This is a genomic window from Dickeya sp. NCPPB 3274 (genome assembly GCF_000406205.1).
GTDB classification, from domain to species: Bacteria; Pseudomonadota; Gammaproteobacteria; order Enterobacterales; family Enterobacteriaceae; genus Dickeya; species Dickeya fangzhongdai.
Window position 1 is genome coordinate 1,890,303 of the sequence record NZ_CM001979.1, and the last position, 23,700, is coordinate 1,914,002.

Here is a 23,700-nt window from a genome sequence, read left to right on the forward strand (position 1 = left end):
GTGACGAAGCAGAATAACGACAATAAAGAGGCTGCGGTATTAACGGAGATACAGGACGAGGTTACTAATAACGCGTTCTGGGCTAATGATCTTTTTTCGGTTTACGAAAAAGAAGCCGTGGCTATTATCGGCGTGGGCGGATTTTTTCCCGGCTCTGATTCTATCGAAGATTTTTGCCGGAAACTGGATCAACAGGAGTCGCTGTTTTCTCTCGTGCCGAAGAATCATTTTCCGGGGTCGGAGATGCAAACCCGGTATGGGGCATTTCTGAATGATATAGCCGGATTCGATCCCGAGCTGTTCAATATGGGGCCGATGGAAGCCGAATATATGGACCCCAGGACCCGCTTATTGTTGATGTCAGCCTGGCACACGCTGGAGGATGCCTGTTATCTGCCTCAGCAGTTACGGGAGGCGAAAGTCGATGTTTATATTGCTTCTGAAGGGGCTGCTTATACGCCTTTTCTCTCCAAAGCCGAACTGACCAGTTATTCCATCTTGGGCATGATGTCCTGGTCTTTGCCGAATTATCTCTCTCATGCTTTTCGTTTCAACGGTAAAAGCCTCTATATCGATACCGCCTGCTCCGGTGCGAGTGTTGCCTTGCATCAGGCGAAAGAGGCACTACTGCGGGGTGAGGCCGATTACGCGCTGGTGGGAGCGGCCAACCTTTTATTCGGCGATGCGCTGGCCGGTTCGTATTTAGGGCAGGAGTCTTTAGGTATTCTCGGCGGAGCGATGGCCTGTTTCCCTTTTCAGGCCAATGCGCAGGGCTTTTTGCCCGCCGAAGCCGCGGCGACCGTTTTGCTTAAACGCTTATCGCAGGCCATTGCCGATCAAGACAATATTCATGGGGTGATTTTAGGTTCGGATGTAAACCACACCGGAGGCTATGGCAGCCTGACGATGCCTTCAGCGGAATCGCAGGCGAAGGTGATGGTAAATGCATACCGCCAGGCCGGCATTGATACGGACACCGTTACTTATGTCGAGGCCCACGGCGCGTCGTCGCTTCTGGCTGATGCCGAAGAAATTAAAGGGTTGAAACATGCCGATGCGCAACTCACGACGCAGGCGGAACCGTCAAAGAGAAACCCATGTAAAATCAGTACGCTCAAGCCTAATATGGGGCACGCTAACTCGGCTTCCGGGATGGTCTCGCTGGTTCGCGTACTGCATGCATTTAAAACGCAGAAAAAACCGGGAATTAAAGACTTTTCAGTCTGTAGTGACAAAATCAGGCTGGATGGCTCACGCTTTTATATCAATGACAGCACAGAAGAGTGGTCGCCTCTGCAGGATGAGCACGGCAGAGACATTCCCCGCCGGGCCGCAATTAATAACTTTGGCGCCGGAGGAGTCAATGCCCATTTGTTGCTGGAGGAATATCCCCGCGTCGCTGATGTTCCGGCACACGGAAATGCCGTTGACGATGCAATGAAGCCGCAGGGGGGCGTCTACTTTCTGGCGCTGTCAGTCATGCATGAATGGCAGTGGATTCATTACGCTAAATCCATTCTGGCCTTTTTGCAGCAATCTCATGATATTCATCCCGATGCGCTGGAATATTTCTATCTGACGGCAAGAAACAAGTTTGAGCGGCGGGTGGTTTTCCGTTACACCAGTATCGACAATTTACAGGAAAAACTGGCTCAGTTTATTGCTGCGAATGGACAGAAATCGTACTACCTGAAAACCGGGCAACACGATGAAAATAAAGCCCTCGACATATTTACCCGCCATAACCGACTGTCTGATTTGCTAAAAACGCTTAGCTGGGAAAATGACAAAAGTGCGCTGATGGAACTTTGGATGAGGGGTGTCGATTTCCCTCTGACCGACCTCGCCGGGACATCGGGTTTTAGTAAGATCTCGTTGCCCCGGTATCCTTTCCACCTTGAGCCCTACTGGAGTACCGCCGATACCGCGGCATTATCAACGCCGGAGCCTCGTGAACATCGGATGTGGCGAGAGATTCACCCGCTTGTGCAGCAAAACACGTCGGATTTCAGCACTCAACGTTACCGCAGTTTTTTTAGCGGACTCGAGTTTTTTCTGGCCGACCATATTGTTAAAAGGCAGAAGGTGTTGCCCGGGGTGGCCTATCTGGAATTGGCCAGAGCGGCGATAGCGGATGCGGCCGGCCATTCTCAGTCGGTCATGCTGAAAAATGTGAGTTGGTTGAGGCCGATGATTGTTCAGGAGGTAGGATTGAATGTGTCCGTCGACCTGCATCCTGAAGACAGCGGTTATATCAGTTTTGAGATATACAGCGAGGAAACGTCTGCTGGCGGAACCGACCGCGTCACGCATTGCCGGGGCATGGCTCAGATGACGGCGTCGCCTGATGGCGATGCGCCGCTTCCGACTCCTGCTACATCATCAGTCGTCGATATCGCCGCGTTGCAGGCCCAGTGCACCGCCAGACATCTCGACAGCTCCGCGTGTTATCGCGCTTATACCGCGATGGACATCCTGCATGGGCCAGCTTATCAAGGTGTGATATCGATTGATGAAGGCGATAGCCAGGCTATTGCCAGGATTGTATTACCCGACTGTGTGGCGGATACCCGACATCAGTTTTTTTTGCATCCAAGTGTGATGGATTCAGCATTACAGATAGCGGCCGGCTTACTGGTGGATGCTGAACACCCTGAATTTGCCTTGCCGTTTGCGTTGGAAAGTCTGGAAATGTCCCCTCGGGATACGGCGACGGCTTTACCTGAGAATCTTTGGGTGTGGGTGCGTTTTACCTCCGGTTCATCGAAAACCGACCGAGTCAGAAAAATGGATTATGACTTATGCGATGAGCGCGGTTATGTCTGGGTCAGGCTCCGTGGTTTTTCATCCAGAGTGGTTGACGAGGCGACGAAAGGAACCGCGGCATTGACGATATCCGCCGATGCCGATACGCATTCGGTGATGCGGGCGGAGCCTGAAGCAAATGAAACGACCGCCGCAGGGAAGGCTTTGGCGGACGCAGCCCCGACGGCGAGTACAACGACAGGGGCGCTGCGAGAAACGCTGATCCCGCTGATGCAAAAATCACTGGCAAGGCTACGTAAGCTGGAGCCGGGCAAGATCAGTCTTAATACTGAACTGTCGCAGTTTGGTCTGGATTCGATTTTGCTGACGGAGTTTAGCAATCAGTTGAATCGCCAATATCATCTGTCGCTGACGCCAACGGTATTTTTTGAATACCCGACTTTGGGCGAGTTTGTTGATTATCTGGCGGCGACGCACCCGGCGGCATTCACAACGCCGCATTCTGAGCATGAATCACGTTTGCCGTCGGCGTTAACCACGGTATCAACGCCGACCAAGGCGGCGATACACGAACGCACCTTAAACGATGTCCCTTCTCAGCGTGAAGTTTCCCAACGCGCAACATTCCGCTCCCCGGGGCATGCGAATCCGGTTTTACCACCGCTACCGTCTGATAAAAAAACACTCGCTATAAAAACAACGGCTCCTGCCAGTGAGCCGATAGCGATTGTCGGAATGAGCGGTCGTTTCCCGATGGCCCGGGATTTGGACGCCTTTTGGGACAACCTGGTTAGCGGAAAAGATTGTATTCAGGAGATCCCGAAACAGCGGTGGGACTGGCAGGCGTTGTATGGCGATCCGGTTCGCGAAGTCAATAAATCCAATGTGAAATGGGGAGGATTCATTGAGGGTGTTGATGAATTCGATCCGCTGTTTTTTGGGATTTCGCCGAAAGAAGCCGAGTTGATGGATCCCCAGCAACGGTTGCTGATGACTTACATATGGAGTGCCATTGAAGATGCCGGTTACAGTGCCGGTGAAATTTCCGGCACCGAGACGGCGATTTTCGTGGGAACCGGCATGAGCGGTTACGGCGCTCTGCTCAGTGAAGCCCGGCTGCCGATTGAAGGTTATTCCCTGACCGGGATCGTTCCGTCGGTCGGACCGAACCGAATGAGCTTTTTCCTGAATATCCACGGCCCCAGCGAGCCGATAGAAACGGCGTGTTCGTCATCCCTGATTGCGATTCACCGGGCTGTTCAGTCCATCGCTGCCGGCGAATGCGAACAAGCTATTGTTGGTGGAGTGAACACGCTGGTGACTCCCGATGGTTATATCAGCTTTAGCAAAGCCGGCATGTTGTGCCAGGACGGTCGTTGCAAAACGTTCTCCAGTGCGGCCAACGGCTATGTTCGGGGGGAAGGGGTCGGGATGCTCTTTCTTCGCAAGCTCAGTGTTGCTGAGGCCGCAGGCGATCATATTTATGGTGTGATTCGGGCCAGTGCTGAAAACCACGGCGGCCGAGCCAACTCATTAACCGCACCGAATCCGAGAGCGCAAACGGCATTGTTGACGCGAGCTTACACCGACGCCGGGATCGATCCGCGCAGCGTCGGATACATTGAGGCCCATGGTACGGGGACGCCGCTTGGCGACCCGATAGAAATTGATGGGCTGAAAAGCGCTTTTCAGGATCTCTATCGTCACACGCCAGCCACAACGGATCTGGGAAACTCGCCGCAACATTGCGGTCTGGGATCGGTTAAGACGAATGTCGGCCACCTGGAGATGGCCGCCGGTATTGCCGGAGTCATTAAAGTCTTACTGCAGCTTCAGCATAAAACGCTGGTGAAAAGCCTGCATTCTGAACAAATTAATCCTTACATCCGGCTGGACGATTCCCCTTTTTATGTGGTGCAGGAGAACCGGCCCTGGGCCGCGCCTGTGGGCAGTCAAGGGCAGGCGCTGCCTCGCCGGGCCGGCGTCAGTTCTTTCGGTTTTGGCGGTGCCAATGCACACGTCGTGCTTGAGGAGTATACCGGAGGACAGAAAGCGCCGGATGTCGGCCAGCAGGCAGGGAAATCGGAATCCGTCATGGTCATACTGTCGGCAAAAAATGCGGATCGTCTGATGGCGGCTGCGGGAAATCTTTTGGCCCGGATTACAGCGGAAAATAAACCACAACCGGCACTGAGCGAACTGGCTTATACCCTGCAAGTTGGGCGGGACACGATGGAACAGCGTCTGGGGATCCTTACCTCGTCTATTGATGATCTGGCTGAAAAGCTGAGGGAATTTCTGGCGGGAGAAGACATCATTGATGATTTGTTTCTCGGTAATGTCAGGCAAAACAAAGAAATGCTGGACATATTCGCAACCGATGAAGACATGATGTCCACGCTTGATCAGTGGTTCCATAAACGTAAATACGCCAGAATTCTGGCGTTATGGGTCAAGGGAATGCCGGTTGACTGGTACCGGTTATACCCGCAACCGCGCCCAAAAAGAATCAGCCTGCCGACTTACCCGTTCGCCACCGACCGATACTGGATCAGCAATCCCCGTCATGCCGCGATGACCGTGCCGCCTGATGCAACGATAAACGCTTCAGTCACGCCGCTGCGCGCGAGTCAGTCGCCGACGGCGGAACCGGTCAATGAGCTGGCCGGGCGCGACGCCACGCCGGGTGCTCTCGCTGAGGTGCCGGCCATAAACCGGGCTGATGAGTACTTCAGCTATGTTGCGCGGTGGGAATCGGATGAAACCCCTCACGTCAGAACCTCGGCAACGGGAAGGGCGGATAACGTGCTGGTGGTCGGGAGCAGACAGGAAAACGAACTGGAAAATGCGTTAGTCGCTGAACTGGCCGGTCAGTCCGGGCGCCTGCTACGTCTCTCGCTGAGCAGCCAGGAAGGTCAAAAAGTGTACCGGATCGGGCTGGATCACTGGGGGGGTGATATTCAGGATGAAAACGCGATCCACGATTGTCTGGATGAGATAGGCGCGGTACAGCAGGTCTTTTTTATTGCCGCCGCCGTCGAGCAGTCGCTGGCCGACGCGGAAGCGATCACGGATAGCCTGAAACAGAACGAACTGCAACTGCTGCGTCTGGTGAAGTCGCTACAACAGCGGTTGGCAAAAGAGGCAACGATAGACTTTAGCGTGATCACGCAGGATAACCATCCATCTTCTCCCCGGGAAATTCGTTATCACGGTGCCGGAGTCAGTGGGCTGGCTTACTCGGTTGCTCAGGGGGATCACCGTTTCAGAGTCAGAAATCTGGATGTGTCCAGCCGCGATTTACAGACGCCGGAGCGGCGAGAAAAACTGATGCAGCAGATCGTCGGCGAGCGGATGAGTGAGCGGGGCGAACAGATTCGGTTGCTCTGCGGACGTCGCTACCGGCAGACCTTCTTTCGCCTGGATCCGCAGAGTTTCAGTAATGAGAATGGGATCAAGCATGGCGGCGTCTACCTGATTCTGGGAGGCAGCGGGACTGTCGGCCGTGTGGTGACCCGGCAGTTGCTGGAGCATTATCAGGCAACCGTGGTCTGGCTGGGGCGTCAGTCGGCATCCAGTCCCGCCGTTCAGAATGCGTTGGAGGCGATGGCAACCGTCGGTATCCGACCGGATTATGTTCAGGCAGATGCAACGGATCCAGCCTCTTTGCAGGCGGCGATGGCTCAGATCAAGCAGAAATATTCCCGCATTAACGGCGCGATATTCGCCGGTCTGGTCTTTGATGCCGAGAATACCGTCAGCCAGACAACAGAAGAAACATTCTGGCGGATACTTCAGGTCAAGGCGTCGGGGAGTTTTAATTTCTACCAGGCACTTCGGCACGAAGCACTGGATTTTCTGGTCTATTTCTCCTCCTGCCAGGCTTTCTCTTTCTCGGGTGCCGCGACGCTATCGGCTTATGCCGCAGGGATTACTTTCTCTGATACGTTGGTGCGGGCTTTACAGCATCACGCCGATTTTCCCGTAGGGATTATCAATTGGGGATTCTGGCAAGCTTCTCTTGCCGGGTTACCCGCCAGTCAAAGCATTTCTGCTCTGAGCGATGCAGAGGGTTTTGCCTGTTTTGAACGTTTTGTCACGCTGTTACAGCAAGGACGCCTGGAACAGCTGGTGTGCCTGAATGCTTCTGCACCGGTACAGCAACTGATGAACCTGCATCCGCAGGAGTCCATTCTGTTGAGCCATCAACGCCAACCATCATCCACGCCATCTTCATCTGATAAACGCAGCAGGAGGCTGAAAAATGCATAATATCTCTGACAATCAATGGGATGAAGAGGCCGATGCACTGCTGCAATCCCATCATCCTGATGCCATTAATCAGTGGTTGGTGAAACTGCTTTATGTACAGCTTGACAGGCTTGGCGTTTTTTCGGCGTCGCTGGATGCCGCGGATTTTTCTTCGCTTGCCGGCCGTATTGGGCTGGAACAGCAGTTCCGCGCCTGGTGGGCGGAGTCAATGGCGCAGTTATGCGAGGCGGGATATCTAACCCGGCAAGGCGACGCGTTGATTCGCCGACAGCCGTCGGCGGAGTCGCCGGAGGCGGTATGGCAGGCGTGGGAGGCATATCGTGACCGTTATCGACATGATCACGCACGCATGACGCAGATGAGCCTTGTCGAGACCTGCCTGCGCCATTTGCCCCAGATCCTGACGGGGCAGGTGCAGGCAACGGAGGTGCTATTCCCCAATGCATCGATGGAGAAAGTCGAAGGGATTTATAAAAATAATCCGGTCTCTGATTTTTTTAATCGGGTGTTGACGGCCGCGGTGAGCGACTACGTGAATGAAGTCTTGCAGTTTGATCATGATGCGCTGTTGCGTCTGGTTGAAATCGGTGCCGGTACCGGTGGAACAACGGCCATGGTTTTGCCCGAGTTGATGAAATATCGGCACAATATTCAGGAATATCTGTATACGGATCTCTCTCAGGCATTTTTGATGCACGCCCGCCGTCACTATGGGCCGACGTGCCCGTTTCTTGGCTATGCATTGTGGGACATTGAACAACCGCTGGTGACACAGCCGATTGCGCAGGGATCGTTTGACGTGGCGATTGCGACAAATGTACTACACGCCACCAAAGATATTCGGATCACGCTGCGGCATTGCAAAGCTGCCCTGCGCCGCGGGGGAATGGTGGTCATTAATGAGCTGAGCGATAAGTCTGTTTTTACTCATTTAACGTTCGGGTTACTCAAAGGATGGTGGTTACATCAGGACACGGCATTACGCATTGTCGGTAGCCCGGCCATCGCGCCTGAAACCTGGCGGGAGATACTGGAAGAAGAAGGGTTCTTTGCGGTTGAGTTCCCGGCGCAACGTGGACATGGATTGGGGCAAACCGTTATTGTCGCCAGAAGCGACGGGATGATTCGCCAGCCAATGCAACCCGCCGAGCAGGCGCTGACGGCAGAGGCGTCGCCAGCGGTTCCGTTGGCCGCGCGTTCATCGGCGGCGGCCATACTCACTACGCCGATAACAGACGATCACGTAACCGACGAGCACATTGCGGAACATGTCCATAAGGCCATCGTGTCTGCTTTGGCGCAGGCGGTTAATCTGTCGGCTGCGCAAATCGATGCAGACATCGCTTTTTCCGAATACGGAATCGATTCTATTTTAAGTGTCAATTTTGTAAATAAAATCAATGAAATACTCGGCGTTCACCTGAATCCCGCCATCCTGTATGACTACAGCTCGGCCACCGCGTTGAGCCGCCATATCGTCCGTACTGCGGAGCGTGACGTGCTTTCTGTCGGTACACGCGAGACGCTGTTTGCCGATACGAAAACGCCATTCAGGCGTAGTGATAATCTGTCGTTGCCGGCCGATGAGGAAGTGGCGGTGATAGCCCAGCCTGTGGCCCCGGTCCGCCAGACGTATGACGCCGGGCGAGCAAATAGGCATGATGAAACAACACGGGAATATATAACGCGCCGTGTAATCAATGCATTAGTCAGTTCAGTTAATTTACCGCCTGAGCAGATTGATGAGCAGCGGGCGTTTTCCGATTTTGGTATTGATTCGATTCTTAGCGTTAACTTTATCAATCAGGTCAACCAATCACTGGGGATCACGCTAAATCCGGCGTTGCTCTATGATTATTCGACGGTCGAAACATTAAGTGCGCATATCGCGCTGACGTGTGCCGATCAGATGGTTATCCCGCAGGCGTCGTCCCCATCACGGCAACCCACGTCACCACAGTGGCAGGCGCCACTACAGTATGAGCCCACGCCGCCGCCATCGGCGACATCCCCGTCTGCCGCACAGCCGACGTTCCACCAGGACTCAGGGCTGGCGAGACAACCGGCCGAGCCGGTGGCCATTGCCGTGATTGGTATGTCGGGGCAATTTCCCGGCGCGGAGAATACCCAGCGTTTCTGGGAGAACCTGATTGCCAACCGCTCAGGAATAGAAGAGTTACCTGAGGATTATCTGGATCAAGCCAGATATTTTGTCGATACGAACAGCAGCGATACAGGCACAAAAGAAGCAACACAGAGCGGAAAAACCTATTGCAAATGGGGAGGGATCGTCAAAGACCGACACTGCTTTGACGCGACGTTCTTCCGGATTACCGAGCAGGATGCGTTGTCGATGAGCCCGCACCAGCGCCTGATATTGCAGGAAAGCTGGAAAGCACTGGAAGACGCGGGCTATAACCCCAAAGCGCTGGCCGGTAGTCATACGGGCGTTTTTATCGGCGCTGAACCATCGAATTATCATCATGGCTCTTTTGTCGGGTCGTCTGAGGCGATTGTTGCATCACGTGTGTCTTACTTTCTGGACATGAAAGGTCCGGCACTGGTGGTGAATACCGGTTGTTCATCTTCTGCGGTAGCGATACATCTGGCGTGTGAAAGCCTGCGTCGTGGTGAGACCGATTTGGCGCTGGCCGGCGGTGTCTTCGCAGCATTGGATGCCGGCGCGTTGGCCAGTTTGTCCAGTATCGGCATGTTGTCTCACCGCGCAGAGTGCCCGATTTTTGAGCAGGTAGCCGACGGCATGCTGCTCTCTGAAGGGGTCGGGATCGTTGCATTGAAACGTCTGGATCAGGCCATCGCGCAGGGGGATCCTATCCACGGAGTGATTCGTGCTTCCGGTATCAATCAGGATGGTGCGAGTAACGGTATTACCGCGCCGAGCGGTACGGCTCAACAACAATTACTGGAGCAGGTCTACCAGCAATATCACATCAATCCTGAAGAGATCAGTTACGTTGAAGCCCATGCAACCGGCGGTAAATTGGGCGATACCATTGAGGTCAATGCCCTGGCGCGAACATTTAAGGCGTTAACCGACAAACGACATTACTGTGCTCTGGGCAGCGTGAAATCTCATATCGGCCATACTTCGGCGGCGTCCGGGGTGATCGGCCTCATCAAGATATTGTTGTCGATGCGCCATGGTCAGCTACCGGGTTTAAGGCATTATCAGCAGGCAAATCCGCTATTTGAGCTGCAGGATTCTGCTTTTTACATTCAAAACGCTACGTCGGCCTGGAAAAGCCATGCCGGCAGACCACGACTGGCGGCCCTGAACTCTTTCGGTCACAGCGGCACTAATGCGCATTTGGTTATCGAAGAGTATGTATCGACGCGGGTTGCGGTTGCTGAGCCCGCTACCGCCGGGTGGATTATTCCGTTATCGGCGAAAACGACGCAAAGCCTGCACGCTCAGATTCAGGCGCTGAGCCTCTATCTTGCTGATGCTGAGCGACAAGGTCGCGTGCAACCTGATGATGGCTTGTCCTTCATCCAGTCAATGGCGTATACGTTGCAGGTTGGGAGGGAAGCGATGCCGGAACGCTTTTTCCTGATTGCGACGGACAATCACGATTGTTTGCAGCAGTTACAGGCATTCTGCCGCCGGCATATAGCGACGAGTCACGCTTTCGGTCAGTCCCCGACTGCGGGGAAAAAACAGCCGCCTCTGACTGCCGACGCTTATCAACACCGTGGTATGCACCAACTCTCCCGACCCGAGTTGGAGGCGATTGGGCTCACCTGGCTACAGGGTAAACCGGTTGAGTGGCAAAGTTTCTATCCGCAGCCGCCAACGCGAATTCATTTGCCCGGCTATGTCTTTGCGGAAGACGTTTTTCGGGCGCAGTTACCGGCATCAGAAACCCGTATGGCTGAAAACATCGCAACTGACGGCAGCCGCATTGGCGAAGGGCGTTATCCTATCGGTCGTGCAGGGTTTTTCGCGGAAAATCATCCGTGGAGTCAACCATTTAACCACCATCATCGCATTTTGCGTAACCATCAGGCGTTCGGCCAATCGCTGCTGCCCGGACTGGCATATATCGATCTGCTTTTTCAGTTTTTCCATCGGCAGGGGATGGATTACCGGCAACTGGAAATGCGGAACCTCACAATTCATTACCCTTTTACTATCGGTGATGACTATGGCGTGGAGGCACAAATCAGCTGCCAAAAGCAGGCGCAAGGATACTGGCAGTTGAAAGTGGAAGGCAGTGAAGTGTCGGATGAGCACTCGCAGTCCGGGGTGAAGTTGTATATGAGTGCGGAAATGCACCCGGTTTCGGCGTCGGTATTTCATGAAACACTCGATCTCGACGGGCTGAAAAAGGCGGCGGTCAGTCAGCTCAGGTTACAGGATGCGTATGCGGAATTTGGTGGAGATGACATCCGTCACCGCGGGCCGATGGTCGGTGACGGCGTGATCTATCACCTGCCTTCGGCAAATCTGATTGATATTGCCGTTCCTGACGATGCGTTGTTTGGTGCGGAACAGTATCTGTTTCACCCGGTTCTGATTGACGGGAGCGCTATCGGATCAGGGGATCTGTTTCTGGAGCAAAACCAACAGCAAGATATCTTTTTACCGCTTTATTATGAGTCCTTCCGCGCTTCAGAACCGTTGTCAGGGCGCTGTATTACCCGTGTCAGCCGTGACTCGCTCAAGCAAACCAGCCAACTCTCTTACCTGACTATGGAGTTTTTTAAGCCAAGCGGTGAAAAGATTGGCGAATTGAAAAATTTCACCTGTAAGCGCGTGCGCGATCCTGCAGCGATCAACGCATCACGAACCCCGGCGGCGCCAACCCATGCTGATGAGCTCGTCACTGCGCCTGTCAAACCGGTTGCACCGATGAAAAATGACGCTTGGTCTGTGGCGTCGGAGGCTTCGGCTATCTCGACGAGTGAGAATGCGTCGGCATTGGAACATGCTGAAAATACGGTGAAAAAGATACTTGCCAATACGCTGGCGAAAAGTACGACGGAAATCGAGAGCGATATCGGTTATTACGAGTTGGGGTTGGATTCGGCGGGGCTGTTGCAAATGGTGCAGTCACTGGAACAGTCGCTCAAGGTCAAGTTGAATCCAACGTTGCTGTTTGAATATGCCAATGTCGGCGCACTGGCTGAGTATTTGCTGGAACGTTACCCGGAATCATTCGGTGCGCTTGCCGACGTCGAGACCGATGTCGCCGCCGTCGCCGGGCAGGATGAGGTTCATCGGGTGGCATCAACGTTATCGGATACGGGGGTGTCCGCCGGCGTTACTCAGGCCGGTGCGGCGCAGATAAACGCCGGTCAGTCGGTTTCTCATTCCGCTTCGATCATCCAGTCGGCATCGGAAAGCGAAGATATTGCCGTGATCGGCATGTCGGGCCGTTATCCCGGTGCGAAGCAGATGGCGGAGTTTTGGGATAATCTCAAAGCCGGTAAAGATTGTGTCACCGAAATTCCAGATTCGAGATGGCAGAAAAGCGTACTGGATGGCATTACGTCGCCGTCTGGCCGGCCGATTCCTCAATGGGGCGGATTTATTGAGGATGTGGACTGTTTTGATTCCCAGTTTTTCCGGGTCTCTCCCAGAGAAGCACAGTGGCTTGATCCTCAGGAGCGGTTATTTCTGGAAACATGCTGGGCGGCAATCGAAGATGCGGGCTACACCCCGGAAACGTTGGTAGCAGAACAGGGGCCGAACAAGCGTCGTGATGTCGGGGTTTTTGTTGGGGTCATGCACAATGATTACGCCTTGATCGCATCTGAAATCGTCAATCGTGGCCAGATAGTGCCGCTGTCAATGAATTATGCTCCGATTGCTAACCGGGTATCGTATTTCTGCGGCTTCCATGGCCCTTCTTTTGCCGTAGATACGGTGTGTTCTTCTTCTCTGACCGCGTTGCATCTGGCTCTGGAAAGCTTGCTCCGAGGAGAAAGTAAAGTTGCATTAGCCGGCGGAGTAAACCTGTCGTTACATCCCTATAAGTATATGACTTATGGGCTGGCCGATATGTATTCCACGGATGGTCGTTGCCGAACGTTCGGCGACGGCGGTAATGGCTTTGTTTCCGGCGAAGGGGTCGGGGCGGTGTTGCTCAAACCGTTGTCGCAGGCTGTCAAAGATCAGGACAATATTTATGCGGTGATCAAGGGCAGCGCCATCAATCACGTCGGGCACGTGAGCGGAATTACGGTGCCCAGCCCGGTTGCGCAGGCCGATTTGATGTTGCGCTGTTACGAAAAAACCGGGATTGATCCACGCACCATCAGTTATATCGAAGCGCACGGCACAGGCACGGCACTGGGTGATCCGATCGAAGTTCAGGGCTTGGTGAAGGCCTTCAGGCAATACACGAAAGACAACCAGTTCTGTGCGATCGGATCGGTCAAATCGAACATCGGCCATGCCGAGTCGGCGGCCGGCATCAGCGGGTTAAGTAAAGTTATTCTCCAGTTGCATCATAAGACGCTGGTTCCGTCACTGTTGCATGCAGAGCACGTTAACCCTTATCTGGAATTGGATCATTCACCTTTCTATATCCAGCGTGAAACCCAGCATTGGGAACAACCTACGGTCAACCACAACGGTGAACAGATCAACGTTCCACGGCGGGCGGGGATCAGCTCGTTTGGTGCTACCGGATCGAATGCCCATGTGATCGTCGAAGAATTTCTGCCGCCAGACGTCAGGCAAGTGGGTAACCGCCAACAACAGAGTACGCCGCTGATTGTTCCGTTATCAGCGAAAACGGAAGAGCGGCTTCAGGAGATGGCCCGAAATCTGGCTCAATTTCTGGCGACGCACCCGGATATTGACGGCATTCATCCTGCGGATCTGGCCTTTACGCTGCAAGTTGGACGGCGGACGCTGGAAGAACGGGTGGTTTTTGTCGTGCAAGATCTCAGAGAACTGCAGAAAAAACTGACTGCGTTTGCTGAAGATGACGCCTTACCGGAGCGCTGCTGGCGAGGGGCTGCCGGTAGCGGTGCTAAGGAAAATGGCCGGGATACCGGGTTTATGTCGGCTGAGGACAGCCGCACTCTGCTTCAGCTCTGGGTGGAACAACACGCTTTTCACAAAATAGCCCGATTCTGGGTGGAAGGCTTTCATGTGGACTGGTATTCGCTCTATTCGATAGAAACGCCGCGCCGTATCAGCCTGCCGGGTTATCCGTTCGCCCGGGAGCGGCATTGGATTGAGGCGCCGGATGATCTGGGACGGATCGGTCAGAATGCATCATCTGGCGAGGCATTGCCCCGGGCGGTATCGACGCAGGAATCAGCGCCGCAGGAAGAACGCGAAGCGCTGATGCTGTTTACCGAATCCTGGCAGAAGATGCCTCATCCGGCCGCATCCTCGCAGGACCATCGATTTAACACCGTGATCTGCTTTTTGTCGGAACTGGAAAACCAGCGTTTGCTGCAATCGCAGATGGCGGTGCTGGCACCACAGACGGACATTGTGTTTGTATCCCGGCATCCGCTGGCGGATGGGGTGAATGGTGTTCATCTGCCACCAGTCGAAACGGATCAGGAAAATACCGAAAGCTATCAACGCTGTTTTGCACAACTGAAATCCGCCCGGATAGAACCTCAGCACAGTGCAATTTTATACTTATGGCCACTGGAGGATCGTAGTCATCTACAAGATGCCGCTGCGCTGCACGCGTTGTTGTTTTCGATGGTAGCGGCAAACATGGCACCGGCGCGCTTACTGCTGGCCGGTGTGAGCCATCACTCACTGGAGCGTGCTTACCTGGAATCATGGATCGGCATCGAACGTTCCCTTACGCCGGCCTTACCCGGCACGCAATGCGCGGTTGCTATCAGCGTTGCGCCAGAGGTGGGTACGGCGGGAGCGATAACGGCTGTTACCGTGCAACCGGCCTTCAGCGAGCAATATATAACAATGCTTTATCAGGAGTTGACGGGGCAACATTTCGACAGTGTCTGCTATGAAGGCGCGGAACGATATGTCCTGAAGGTGCAACCTAGCCCGGTCTCTTTGGCCCATGCCTCGGTGGCGGAATCGGCGATTAAACAGGGAGGAACCTACCTGATCACCGGTGGATTCGGTGGACTGGGGCTGATCTTCGCCCGGTATCTGGCACAGCAATATTCAGCCAGACTGATTCTGACCGGGCGTTCCGCGATGGATGCTGAGCGCCAGGCGCTTGCTGAGGAACTGACTAGCCTGGGAGGGCTGGTACATTATATTCAGGCCGATGTCTGCGATGTCGGCACGATGCGTTTTAATCTGGTGCAGGCCAGACAAGTGATGGGCCCGATCCTCGGTGTTATCCACGCGGCAGGTTTGGAAGCCAGCGAGCCGGTATTCGAGAAATCCCGCCGGGCGTTTGATGCCATCCTCCGCCCGAAAGTCGACGGAACGCAATTATTAGACGAACTGCTGATGCAGGATCCGTTGGATTTTGTCTGTTATTTCTCCTCCAGTGCCGCGTTATTAGGGGACTTTGGTTCTTGTGACTACGCCATGGGGAACCGTTTCCAGATGGGGTATGGCAAACACCGAATGGCGCAGGTTCAGCAGGGTACGCTGCGTGGTAAGACGCTGGTGATTAACTGGCCCTTCTGGAAAGAGGGAAAAATGGGCGTCCGTGACAGGGATAGCACCGAGTTTTATCTCAGGTCCAGCGGCCAGCGAGCGCTGGAAAGCGACGAAGGGGTGCGGATCGTTGAGCAATTGCTGCGGCAAAGTGAAGGTCAGCATCTGGTGATGGCGGGAAAACCCAGCCGTGTCGCCCGCTTTCTGAAGCTGGCAGCGCCTTTGGCTGACGAACGCAACGAACATCATCCGGTAAGCGGCAAGGCGGATATCGCCAATCAAGCGGCTATCCGTGCGGCGGGGCAAAAACACCATCAGGAGACGACGTCGCGCCCCGGAGGGCTCAGTGTACCGCTGCCCGCCGATGTCACAGACCGGCGGACTGCGGTGAGCCACATTCTGAAAACGCAGATTGGCCGGTTACTGGGTACGCCGGTTGAACGTATCGGGTTGAATAGCAGTTTTGCTGATTTTGGCTTTGATTCGATTACGCTGGCGTCATTTTCCCGGGAATTGAGTAAATATTTTGACGTTGAAATCACGCCGGCGGTGCTGTTCGGTCACTCCTCGGTTAAGCGGCTGACGGAATATTTTTGTCGTGAACACGCACAGGTGTTGGATGCGCTGTTTTCACGTCAGGCGTTGCCGGAGGCAGAAGCAAGCCACGTATCCTCGGTAGCAGACCATGAGCTATTGATCGCCGGGCAAGAAGAGGCTAATCCGGCCTTGGGCCACGACACCGGGAAGACAAACACAACTACCGTGTTTCACCAGCCAACTGTGGCGACGGCGAGTACGGTTGCCGACGACGTCATGGATGAACCCATCGCCGTGATCGGGATGAGTGGGCGTTTTCCGCAGGCGGATAATATTGATGACTTCTGGGATACGCTGATTCAGGGGGAAAGCTGTATCGGCGAGATGTCCGGCGCGCGCTGGGATTGGCAGTCTGTCAGCGATAGCCAGTCTTCAGGATCGCCAGATGGTCGGGACAAGCATAAAACGTTGCCGCAGTGGGGCGCGTTCATGACGGATATTATGCAGTTCGACGCCGCATTCTTTGATATTGCACCGAAAGAAGCGATGGATATGGATCCCAGACAGCGTCTCTTCCTGCAGGAGGCTTGGCACACATTTGAAGATGCCGGCTATATGGGGCAACGCATTCAGGGAATGTCCTGTGGTGTGTATGTCGGGGCGGAAGAGAGTGATTACGGTGCCATTGTTGGCGATCAGGGATCGATAAATGGCAATCAGAATGCGACCCTGGCCGCGCGTATTTCTTATGCTCTCGATCTGAAAGGCCCGAATATGGCCCTTACAGCCGCGTGTGCATCGGGGCTGGTGGCTGTTCATCAGGCTTGTCTGGCGCTGCGTCAGGGGGATTGCGAGATGGCACTGGCCGGGGGGATCAACCTGTTGATGACTCCGTGGGTGTATCAGAGTATGCATCGGACGGGAATGCTGTCTCCCGACGGCAAAGCCAGCGTGTTTGATCAACGCGCCAACGGGCTGGTTCCGGGAGAAGCCGTGGCCGTGGTTTTACTCAAACCCTTATCAAAAGCCAAGGCCGATGGCGATCGAATCTATGGGTGTATCAAAGCCAGCGGGGTGAACTACGATGGAAAAACCAATGGCATTACGGCGCCGAACCCGGTTCGCCAGGCTGAACTTCTGAAAAATATCTATGACCGATACCGAATCGACCCGGGGAATATTCACTATGTGATTTCCCACAGTACCGGTTCTCAGTTGGGCGACCCGATTGAGGTTCAGGCGCTCACCGATGCCTTTGCCGGCCGATGCAGCGATTCGCATCGCTGCGTCTTAGGCTCGATTAAGCCCGTCATCGGCCATACGTTCGCTGCGTCCGGCGTTGTGAGTCTGATAGCTATGCTCAAGGCTATGGCGCATCAGACGATTCCGGCAACCCAGGGATTTGAGACGTGTAACCGCTACATTAAATTAGAGCGGACTCCCTTTACGATTCAGCAGCAGAATCAACCCTGGTTGCGTCAGGGCCGGCAACCGAGGATCGGTGCCATCAGCGCGACGGGGATCAGCGGTACCAATGCGCACGCGGTGATTGAAGAATACATTGCCGATGACCCCGAATCGTTAACAGGAACGGATAACTATTCGCCGGGAGCGGGTGCTCGACGCCCGTTGGGCCTCGCCGCCCGTCAGGCGATTGTTCCGCTATCGGCGAAAACCACTACCGCCCTGCAAGCCTATGCCCAGGCCCTGGCGCAATTTCTGCTGCGTCATCCGGCAACGCGACTGGATCAACTGGCCTATAGCCTGCAAACCGGGCGAGAGGCGATGACCAAACGCGTCGCTTTTGTGGTATCCGATATCACGGAGTTGCGCGAAAAATTAGCGTTGTTTATTACCGGGACTGCGTCTCCCGGCGCGTATTACCTTGGCGAAGCATCAAGCGATGATGCTGAATGGGCAAGAGAGAATACATGGGATGATGGATACGCGGCGGCACAGCGTGTGCAGCGTCAGGAGTGGATCGTATCGGAACAATGGCAAGAATTGGCGCGAGCCTGGGTTAACGACGTCGAGGTGGATTGGTTTGATTTATATCGTGGAGCCCCATTGCCGCAACGAATCAGTCTGCCGGGTTACCCGTTTCAGGGCCGGCGTTACTGGGCCACGTCGGCCCCGACCCAGCTAACCGCGCAGGCTCGAGCTGACAGTGCATCTGTGGTTAGTGGCGAGAAAAAGGTAGTGACGCTAGAGGATGGCGCGAGGCGTCAAGACGATACCTCGCCGCGTGAGAGCATTGTCCGTCAGCTTCGCGCTTTATTAATGCAAACTCTCTATTTTGAAGAGAGCGAAATTGAGAACCATCAACCGTTTACCGAACTGGGACTCAACTCAATCAATGCGGTTGGCTTTATTGACGCGGTGAACCGGGCGTTTGCATCCAGGCTGACGGTCAAGGCCATTTTTGACCACCCCAATATTGATGCACTGTCGTTGTATCTTGATGACCAGATGCCGTCTTCGGTGCCCAGCCCAAAGGACAATACCCTTGCATCGGTATCGGTGAGCGCGGGTGAAGCGGTTGTTCAGAAAGAGGAGAATGATTCGCTCAGGGCATCGGGTGAAACAGTCGCGGCATTGCAGGGCTGGCCTCCGGTTAATGCGTGGTTGAAACACTATCCGGAGTGTATTCCGCTGAGCGCGCGATTGCGTCAGGTCGGGATTACCGATCAACCGAAGCCCGAAAGTGCCCGGTTCTGGATTCATCCACTCACCGGCTCGACAGGGTTATATCTGAAGATCGCCGACAATCTGGGAGATGAATATGCCATCTGGGGCATTCAGTCGCGTGGATTCCTTACCCGGTTCCAGCCGCTGGAAAGCATCGAAAGTATGGCGCGTTACTATATTGAAATCATTCAGGCTGCCGATGCGACCGGGCCGTACGCGCTGGCTGGGTATTCTATGGGCGGCATTATCGCCTATGAGATGGCCAGACAATTGCAACTGGCCGGCTATCGGGTATCGAGCCTGATTCTTTTAGAGCCGCCGTTTTCACAGCCGGACAATCATCCTGTCTCGTCACCATTCTGTTACCGCGACGCGTTACTGATGAGTGCAAATTTCTTCTTGCATTACAGCCTGAGCGACGTGCTGGCATCCGGTCGGATCAGGTTTGAAAGCATCGCCTACACCGAACAAGAATTGCTGAGTGTGGATGCCGATGAACAACTGGCGTGGCTGGCTGAAGGGTGCCTGAAAAAAGGGGTGACGCAGCCGCTAGCGGTAGTGAAGGACAAAATTGAAAACATGGCGCAGATCCTGACGCGTAACCGCGAAGCCATGGCGGCTTATTCAGTAAACGCGTTACCGAATGCCCATGAGATTGACCTGCACTATATCACCATCACGTCATCATACGATGACAGTCCACACCGCCGGGACAGGTTATCGGCACTGGCTGAGAATAATCGTCACGTGCTGGGTGAAGCGTTGACCCATGATGAAAGCCATTGCCAGCGCTGGCTGCGTTATTTGCCGGGCGCTCAGGTATTTCGCACCCACGCCAGGGATCATTTCCATCTGTTGTCTGAACGCGAGAGCGTTGACATGATTTCTGAGCATTGTCGGGAGATTTATCAGCATGGGGCGGCGGGTAACACCATGGCGCATGAACAGCCTCTCCAGGCAGAACCGCCGCAGAGCGAGGGCCGGAATTCAATCGCGATTATCGGCATGTCCGGGCAATTTCCCGGGGCGAAAACCCCTGACGACTTTTGGCGCCTGCTTGAACAAGGTCAATCCGCGTTTACCACGCCGCCGGATAGCCGCGGGTGGTCGATGGCCCCGGCGAGTGAGGGCGAGTATGCCGGTTATGGCGGTTTTCTCTCAGATATTGAATATTTCGATCCGCTGTTTTTTCAGATATCGCCACACGAAGCATCAATGCTGGATCCTTGTGAGCGTCTGTTTTTACAGGAAAGTTGGAAAGCCATTGAAGATGCTGGGGTTGTTCCGCAAACGTTGTCCGGCAAGCGTTGGGGCGTTTTCTGCGGCAGTGCCGGCGACTATACGCTGCGTTTTGCCGAGGGCGAGCATTTTGCTCCGAACATTACCTTGTCTCAGGTTCCCGGGCGGGTCTCTTACACGCTGAACCTGACAGGGCCTTGCCAGACGGTCGAAGCGGGGTGCGCATCTTCTCTGCTGGCTGTCGCACAGGCTTGTGATCAACTGGTGCTGGGGCAGTGTGAGGTGGCGATTGCCGGCGGGGCGATGATTTATTCCACGCCGAATATGTTGCGCAGCGCCTCTCGCCTTGGGTTGTTGTCTTCGTCTGATCGTGGCGGTGCATTTTCGGCACATGCCGACGGCATGATGCCTGGAGAGTCTGTTGGGGTGGTGGTGCTGAAGCCATTGCAGCAGGCGCTGGCGGATGGCGACAGAATTCATGGTGTGATCGAAGCCTGGGGCAGTAATCACAATGGTAAAACCAATGGGATCATGGCGCCGAGCGCCGATGCACAGGAGGCGCTGCTATCTGATGTATACCAACGGTTTGATATCCAGCCGGAGAGTATTACGTTGGTCGAAGCGCATGCTACCGGGATGCCGGCGGCAGATGCCGCAGAAGTCGAGGCTCTGACAAATGTCTTTCGACCGCATCGCCGGCAAGCGCGTTCAGGTCAGCCTGCATGCTGTGCATTAGGGAGTGTTGAGAATAACGTCGGCCATGCTTTCCACAGTGCGGGGATGAACCATCTATTCAAAGTGTTGTTAGCGCTCAGGCATCGGAAAATTCCCGGAACGCCAAATACGCAAGACCAGGCCTCCTTGTTGGCGCACGACCAGAGTGCCTTTTATATCAATCCGGAAACCGTTCCCTGGAATGTGGAGCCCGGTGAGACACGCCGGGCGGCGATCAGCTCGTTAGGGGCGACGGGGATCAATGTGCATATTGTTGTCGCGGAGCCTCATAAAAACGAGGGGCTGCGCCAGGGGGCGCCGGAAACAATAGCCCAGCCTGGATCGCCACAAACAGGAGCGTCGCCGGAGCATGGCGGTAACCCGCCGGTATGTATTGTGTTGTCTGGAAAAAGCTTCGGTGCGTTGCAGCAACGCTGTCGGGATCTGCAACAGATTGTGCAGACCGGACAAACGTTGAATTTGAAACAACTGGCCGCAAACTTGTTGTTGCGCCGTAGTCATTTCTCCTATCGGTGTGCCTGTGTAGTTTCTGACGTCAACGCGTTGCACACGTTTCTGGCGCGGGTGATCGCCGGTGCGGCATTGACACCGCAGGACAACGGCTATCAGGGGAAAGTCGACTCTGGCCGTCAGGCACCGGCAGAGGGTGATTTGCCTGTCGCTGAACGAGTCCGCCAGGCCGTTCTGGCGCCGGCAGATAGCGATAATTTGCTGGCGCTGGCGCGGCTGTACGTCAGCGGCGTTGATCTTTTCTCGCCGGACTTCAACGCTGATGCTCGAATCGAGGCCGCATTTTCTCCGGCGGAAAAATTCCCGTTATCGTTGCCTGGGTATCCTTTCGACAAACGTTGGTGTTGGTCCGGCACCGTTCAGAGTGACCCGGTCAGGGAAGCCCCAGATCGTACGGCGAAGCAACCAGCGCAAGTACAGCAGGTCGCGCAACGACTGACGGGGATTTTGGCGGAGCTCGCGGGTTTGTCTGTCACGGAAATTGATCTGGATGAACCGGCAGCCAGCTACGGTATCGATTCACTGTTGGGGCTGCGTTTGTTAAACAGGATCAATGCCGCTTTTGCGACTGAGTTTGATGCTTACCTGCTGACGAAAGAGTCTCTTCGGTCTGTTGCGGTGGAGATTGCCGCGCATCTTGCGGATAGTTCGCGCCATGTCGCGCACGCGGCATCTTCTTCATCCGATGCCGAGGTACCGCCGCTTGTTTCTTGCAATCAAATAGCAGAGAGTCGCCCAGCATTTATTCAGTCGGTTTCGCTGGCTTTACCGTTGGCGGCGACTCCAGCCGACGATCCGACGCTGGGCCGCGCCGAGTTAAGCCGGTTATTACAACAAGGCATCGGCGTCTGGAAAGATGCAACCGGTCTTCATTTTGAGTTTTACCGGCAGGCTCACCGTGCCGAAGAGGTGCTTGATCGCGTGCAGCGGCCGGCTTGCTTATGGTCGTGTTTAGCAGAAGGCGTTCGCTACTATCCGGTCAGCCATATTCAGGCGTTTATTCTGCATGAGACCGAGGTGAAAAAGCGGTCGACCTTTAATATCGGTCAGGGCTTCTGGATTGAGATGCCTGTCGATCTGCCGTTGTTGAATCAGGCGTTGAACGAGATGGTGCGCCACCATGCCATTCTGAGAACCGGCGCTGAATGGGTCGAGCAACAATGGGTGCAGGTCGTTCACGACGGCGTAATACGGCAATTCCGGGAAATCTGTTGGCCCCATATCTCTGACAAAGAGACGTTTGAGCAAACCGTCGCCGGTTTTCAGAAAGCGACCAATATGAAGCTGTTTCAGGCGGATCGGATGCCGATGTTTGAACTGTATCTTGTTCATAACGGCGCAGACCTGGGCGTGGTCTACTTTGTTACGCACCATTTCCATGCCGATGGGTTTACGTTATTCCTGTTTTTGCAGGAGCTGTATCACCGCTATCACGCTTTGTGCAACGGTACGCATTTTTCTTGCTCCGCACCGACAGCCGAATATGCACATTTTGCCTTGAGCCAGTTCGGTGAACATCAGGAGACGGCGACCCGATATTGGTTGAGCCAATTACATGACAAGCGGACGTCTTTTACGCTGCGGGATAAGCAGATTCACAGTTCGGAGACAGACAACGAGCAGCCGGAAAAAGCAGGGGCCTATGAACTGAATATCTCTGATGAGAGACTTGAGCGGCTGCAATTATCGAATCGTCGCCAAAATACCACGCTCACACAGCTGGTTACCTGTGCTCTTGCCGCATTGGTGTATCGCATCACCGGGAAAAATATGCCGATCCAGATGGCATATAACCTCAGAGACCGCTATGAATTTGAATCCGTTTACGGTGATTTCTCTTCATCGGTTCCGCTGGTGTTAACGCTTCAGCCCCATTTTAGCTTACGGCAAGTCTGTCGCATCTATGACGACGCCGTATTACGGGTACAGAAATATAAACACTTTGATTTTGTTGCGCTGCACCAACAGCTTGCTCCTGAAGGGCAAGATGCGCACGACCATACTTTGTTAGGTAGCCTGGCGGTTGATAGTAATGACCGCGATACCTTCGTTGAGGTGACGGCGTTCGCCCACAAATTGCTGCCGATGGTGCTGGAAGACCGGGAAGCAGTCGCTCCACTGTGGGTAGGGTTATTGAAAACGCACGGCAAGTTGAGTCTGCCGTTTATATATGACCGTCGTTATTTTTCACCGGATGTGATCTCAATACTTGCCGATCACGTATTGGTCTTATTGGACATGATGGTGGAACAGCCAGATCTGACCATTGACGACATTCCTGTTCCGAAAATACTGCTGGAACGTTTGTCGCCGGAAGATATATCGACCTTGACGGTGTTGGATGTTTAACATCCGGAAGTCTTAGGGAACGA

2 protein-coding genes are annotated in these 23,700 nt (G+C 54.4%); both read left to right on the forward strand.

The window, feature by feature from the left end:
• Positions 1 to 7,038: an SDR family NAD(P)-dependent oxidoreductase gene (locus tag DXX3274_RS08800; protein ID WP_238556098.1), complete on the forward strand. Its 7,038-nt coding sequence runs from the start codon at positions 1 to 3 to the stop codon at positions 7,036 to 7,038.
• Entirely contained in the window at positions 7,031 to 23,677 is a 16,647-nt protein-coding gene (locus tag DXX3274_RS08805) for an SDR family NAD(P)-dependent oxidoreductase (protein WP_042859474.1), read from the forward strand. The genes DXX3274_RS08800 and DXX3274_RS08805 overlap by 8 nt, the downstream gene beginning before the upstream one ends.
• Positions 23,678 to 23,700: the final 23 nt, after the last annotated feature.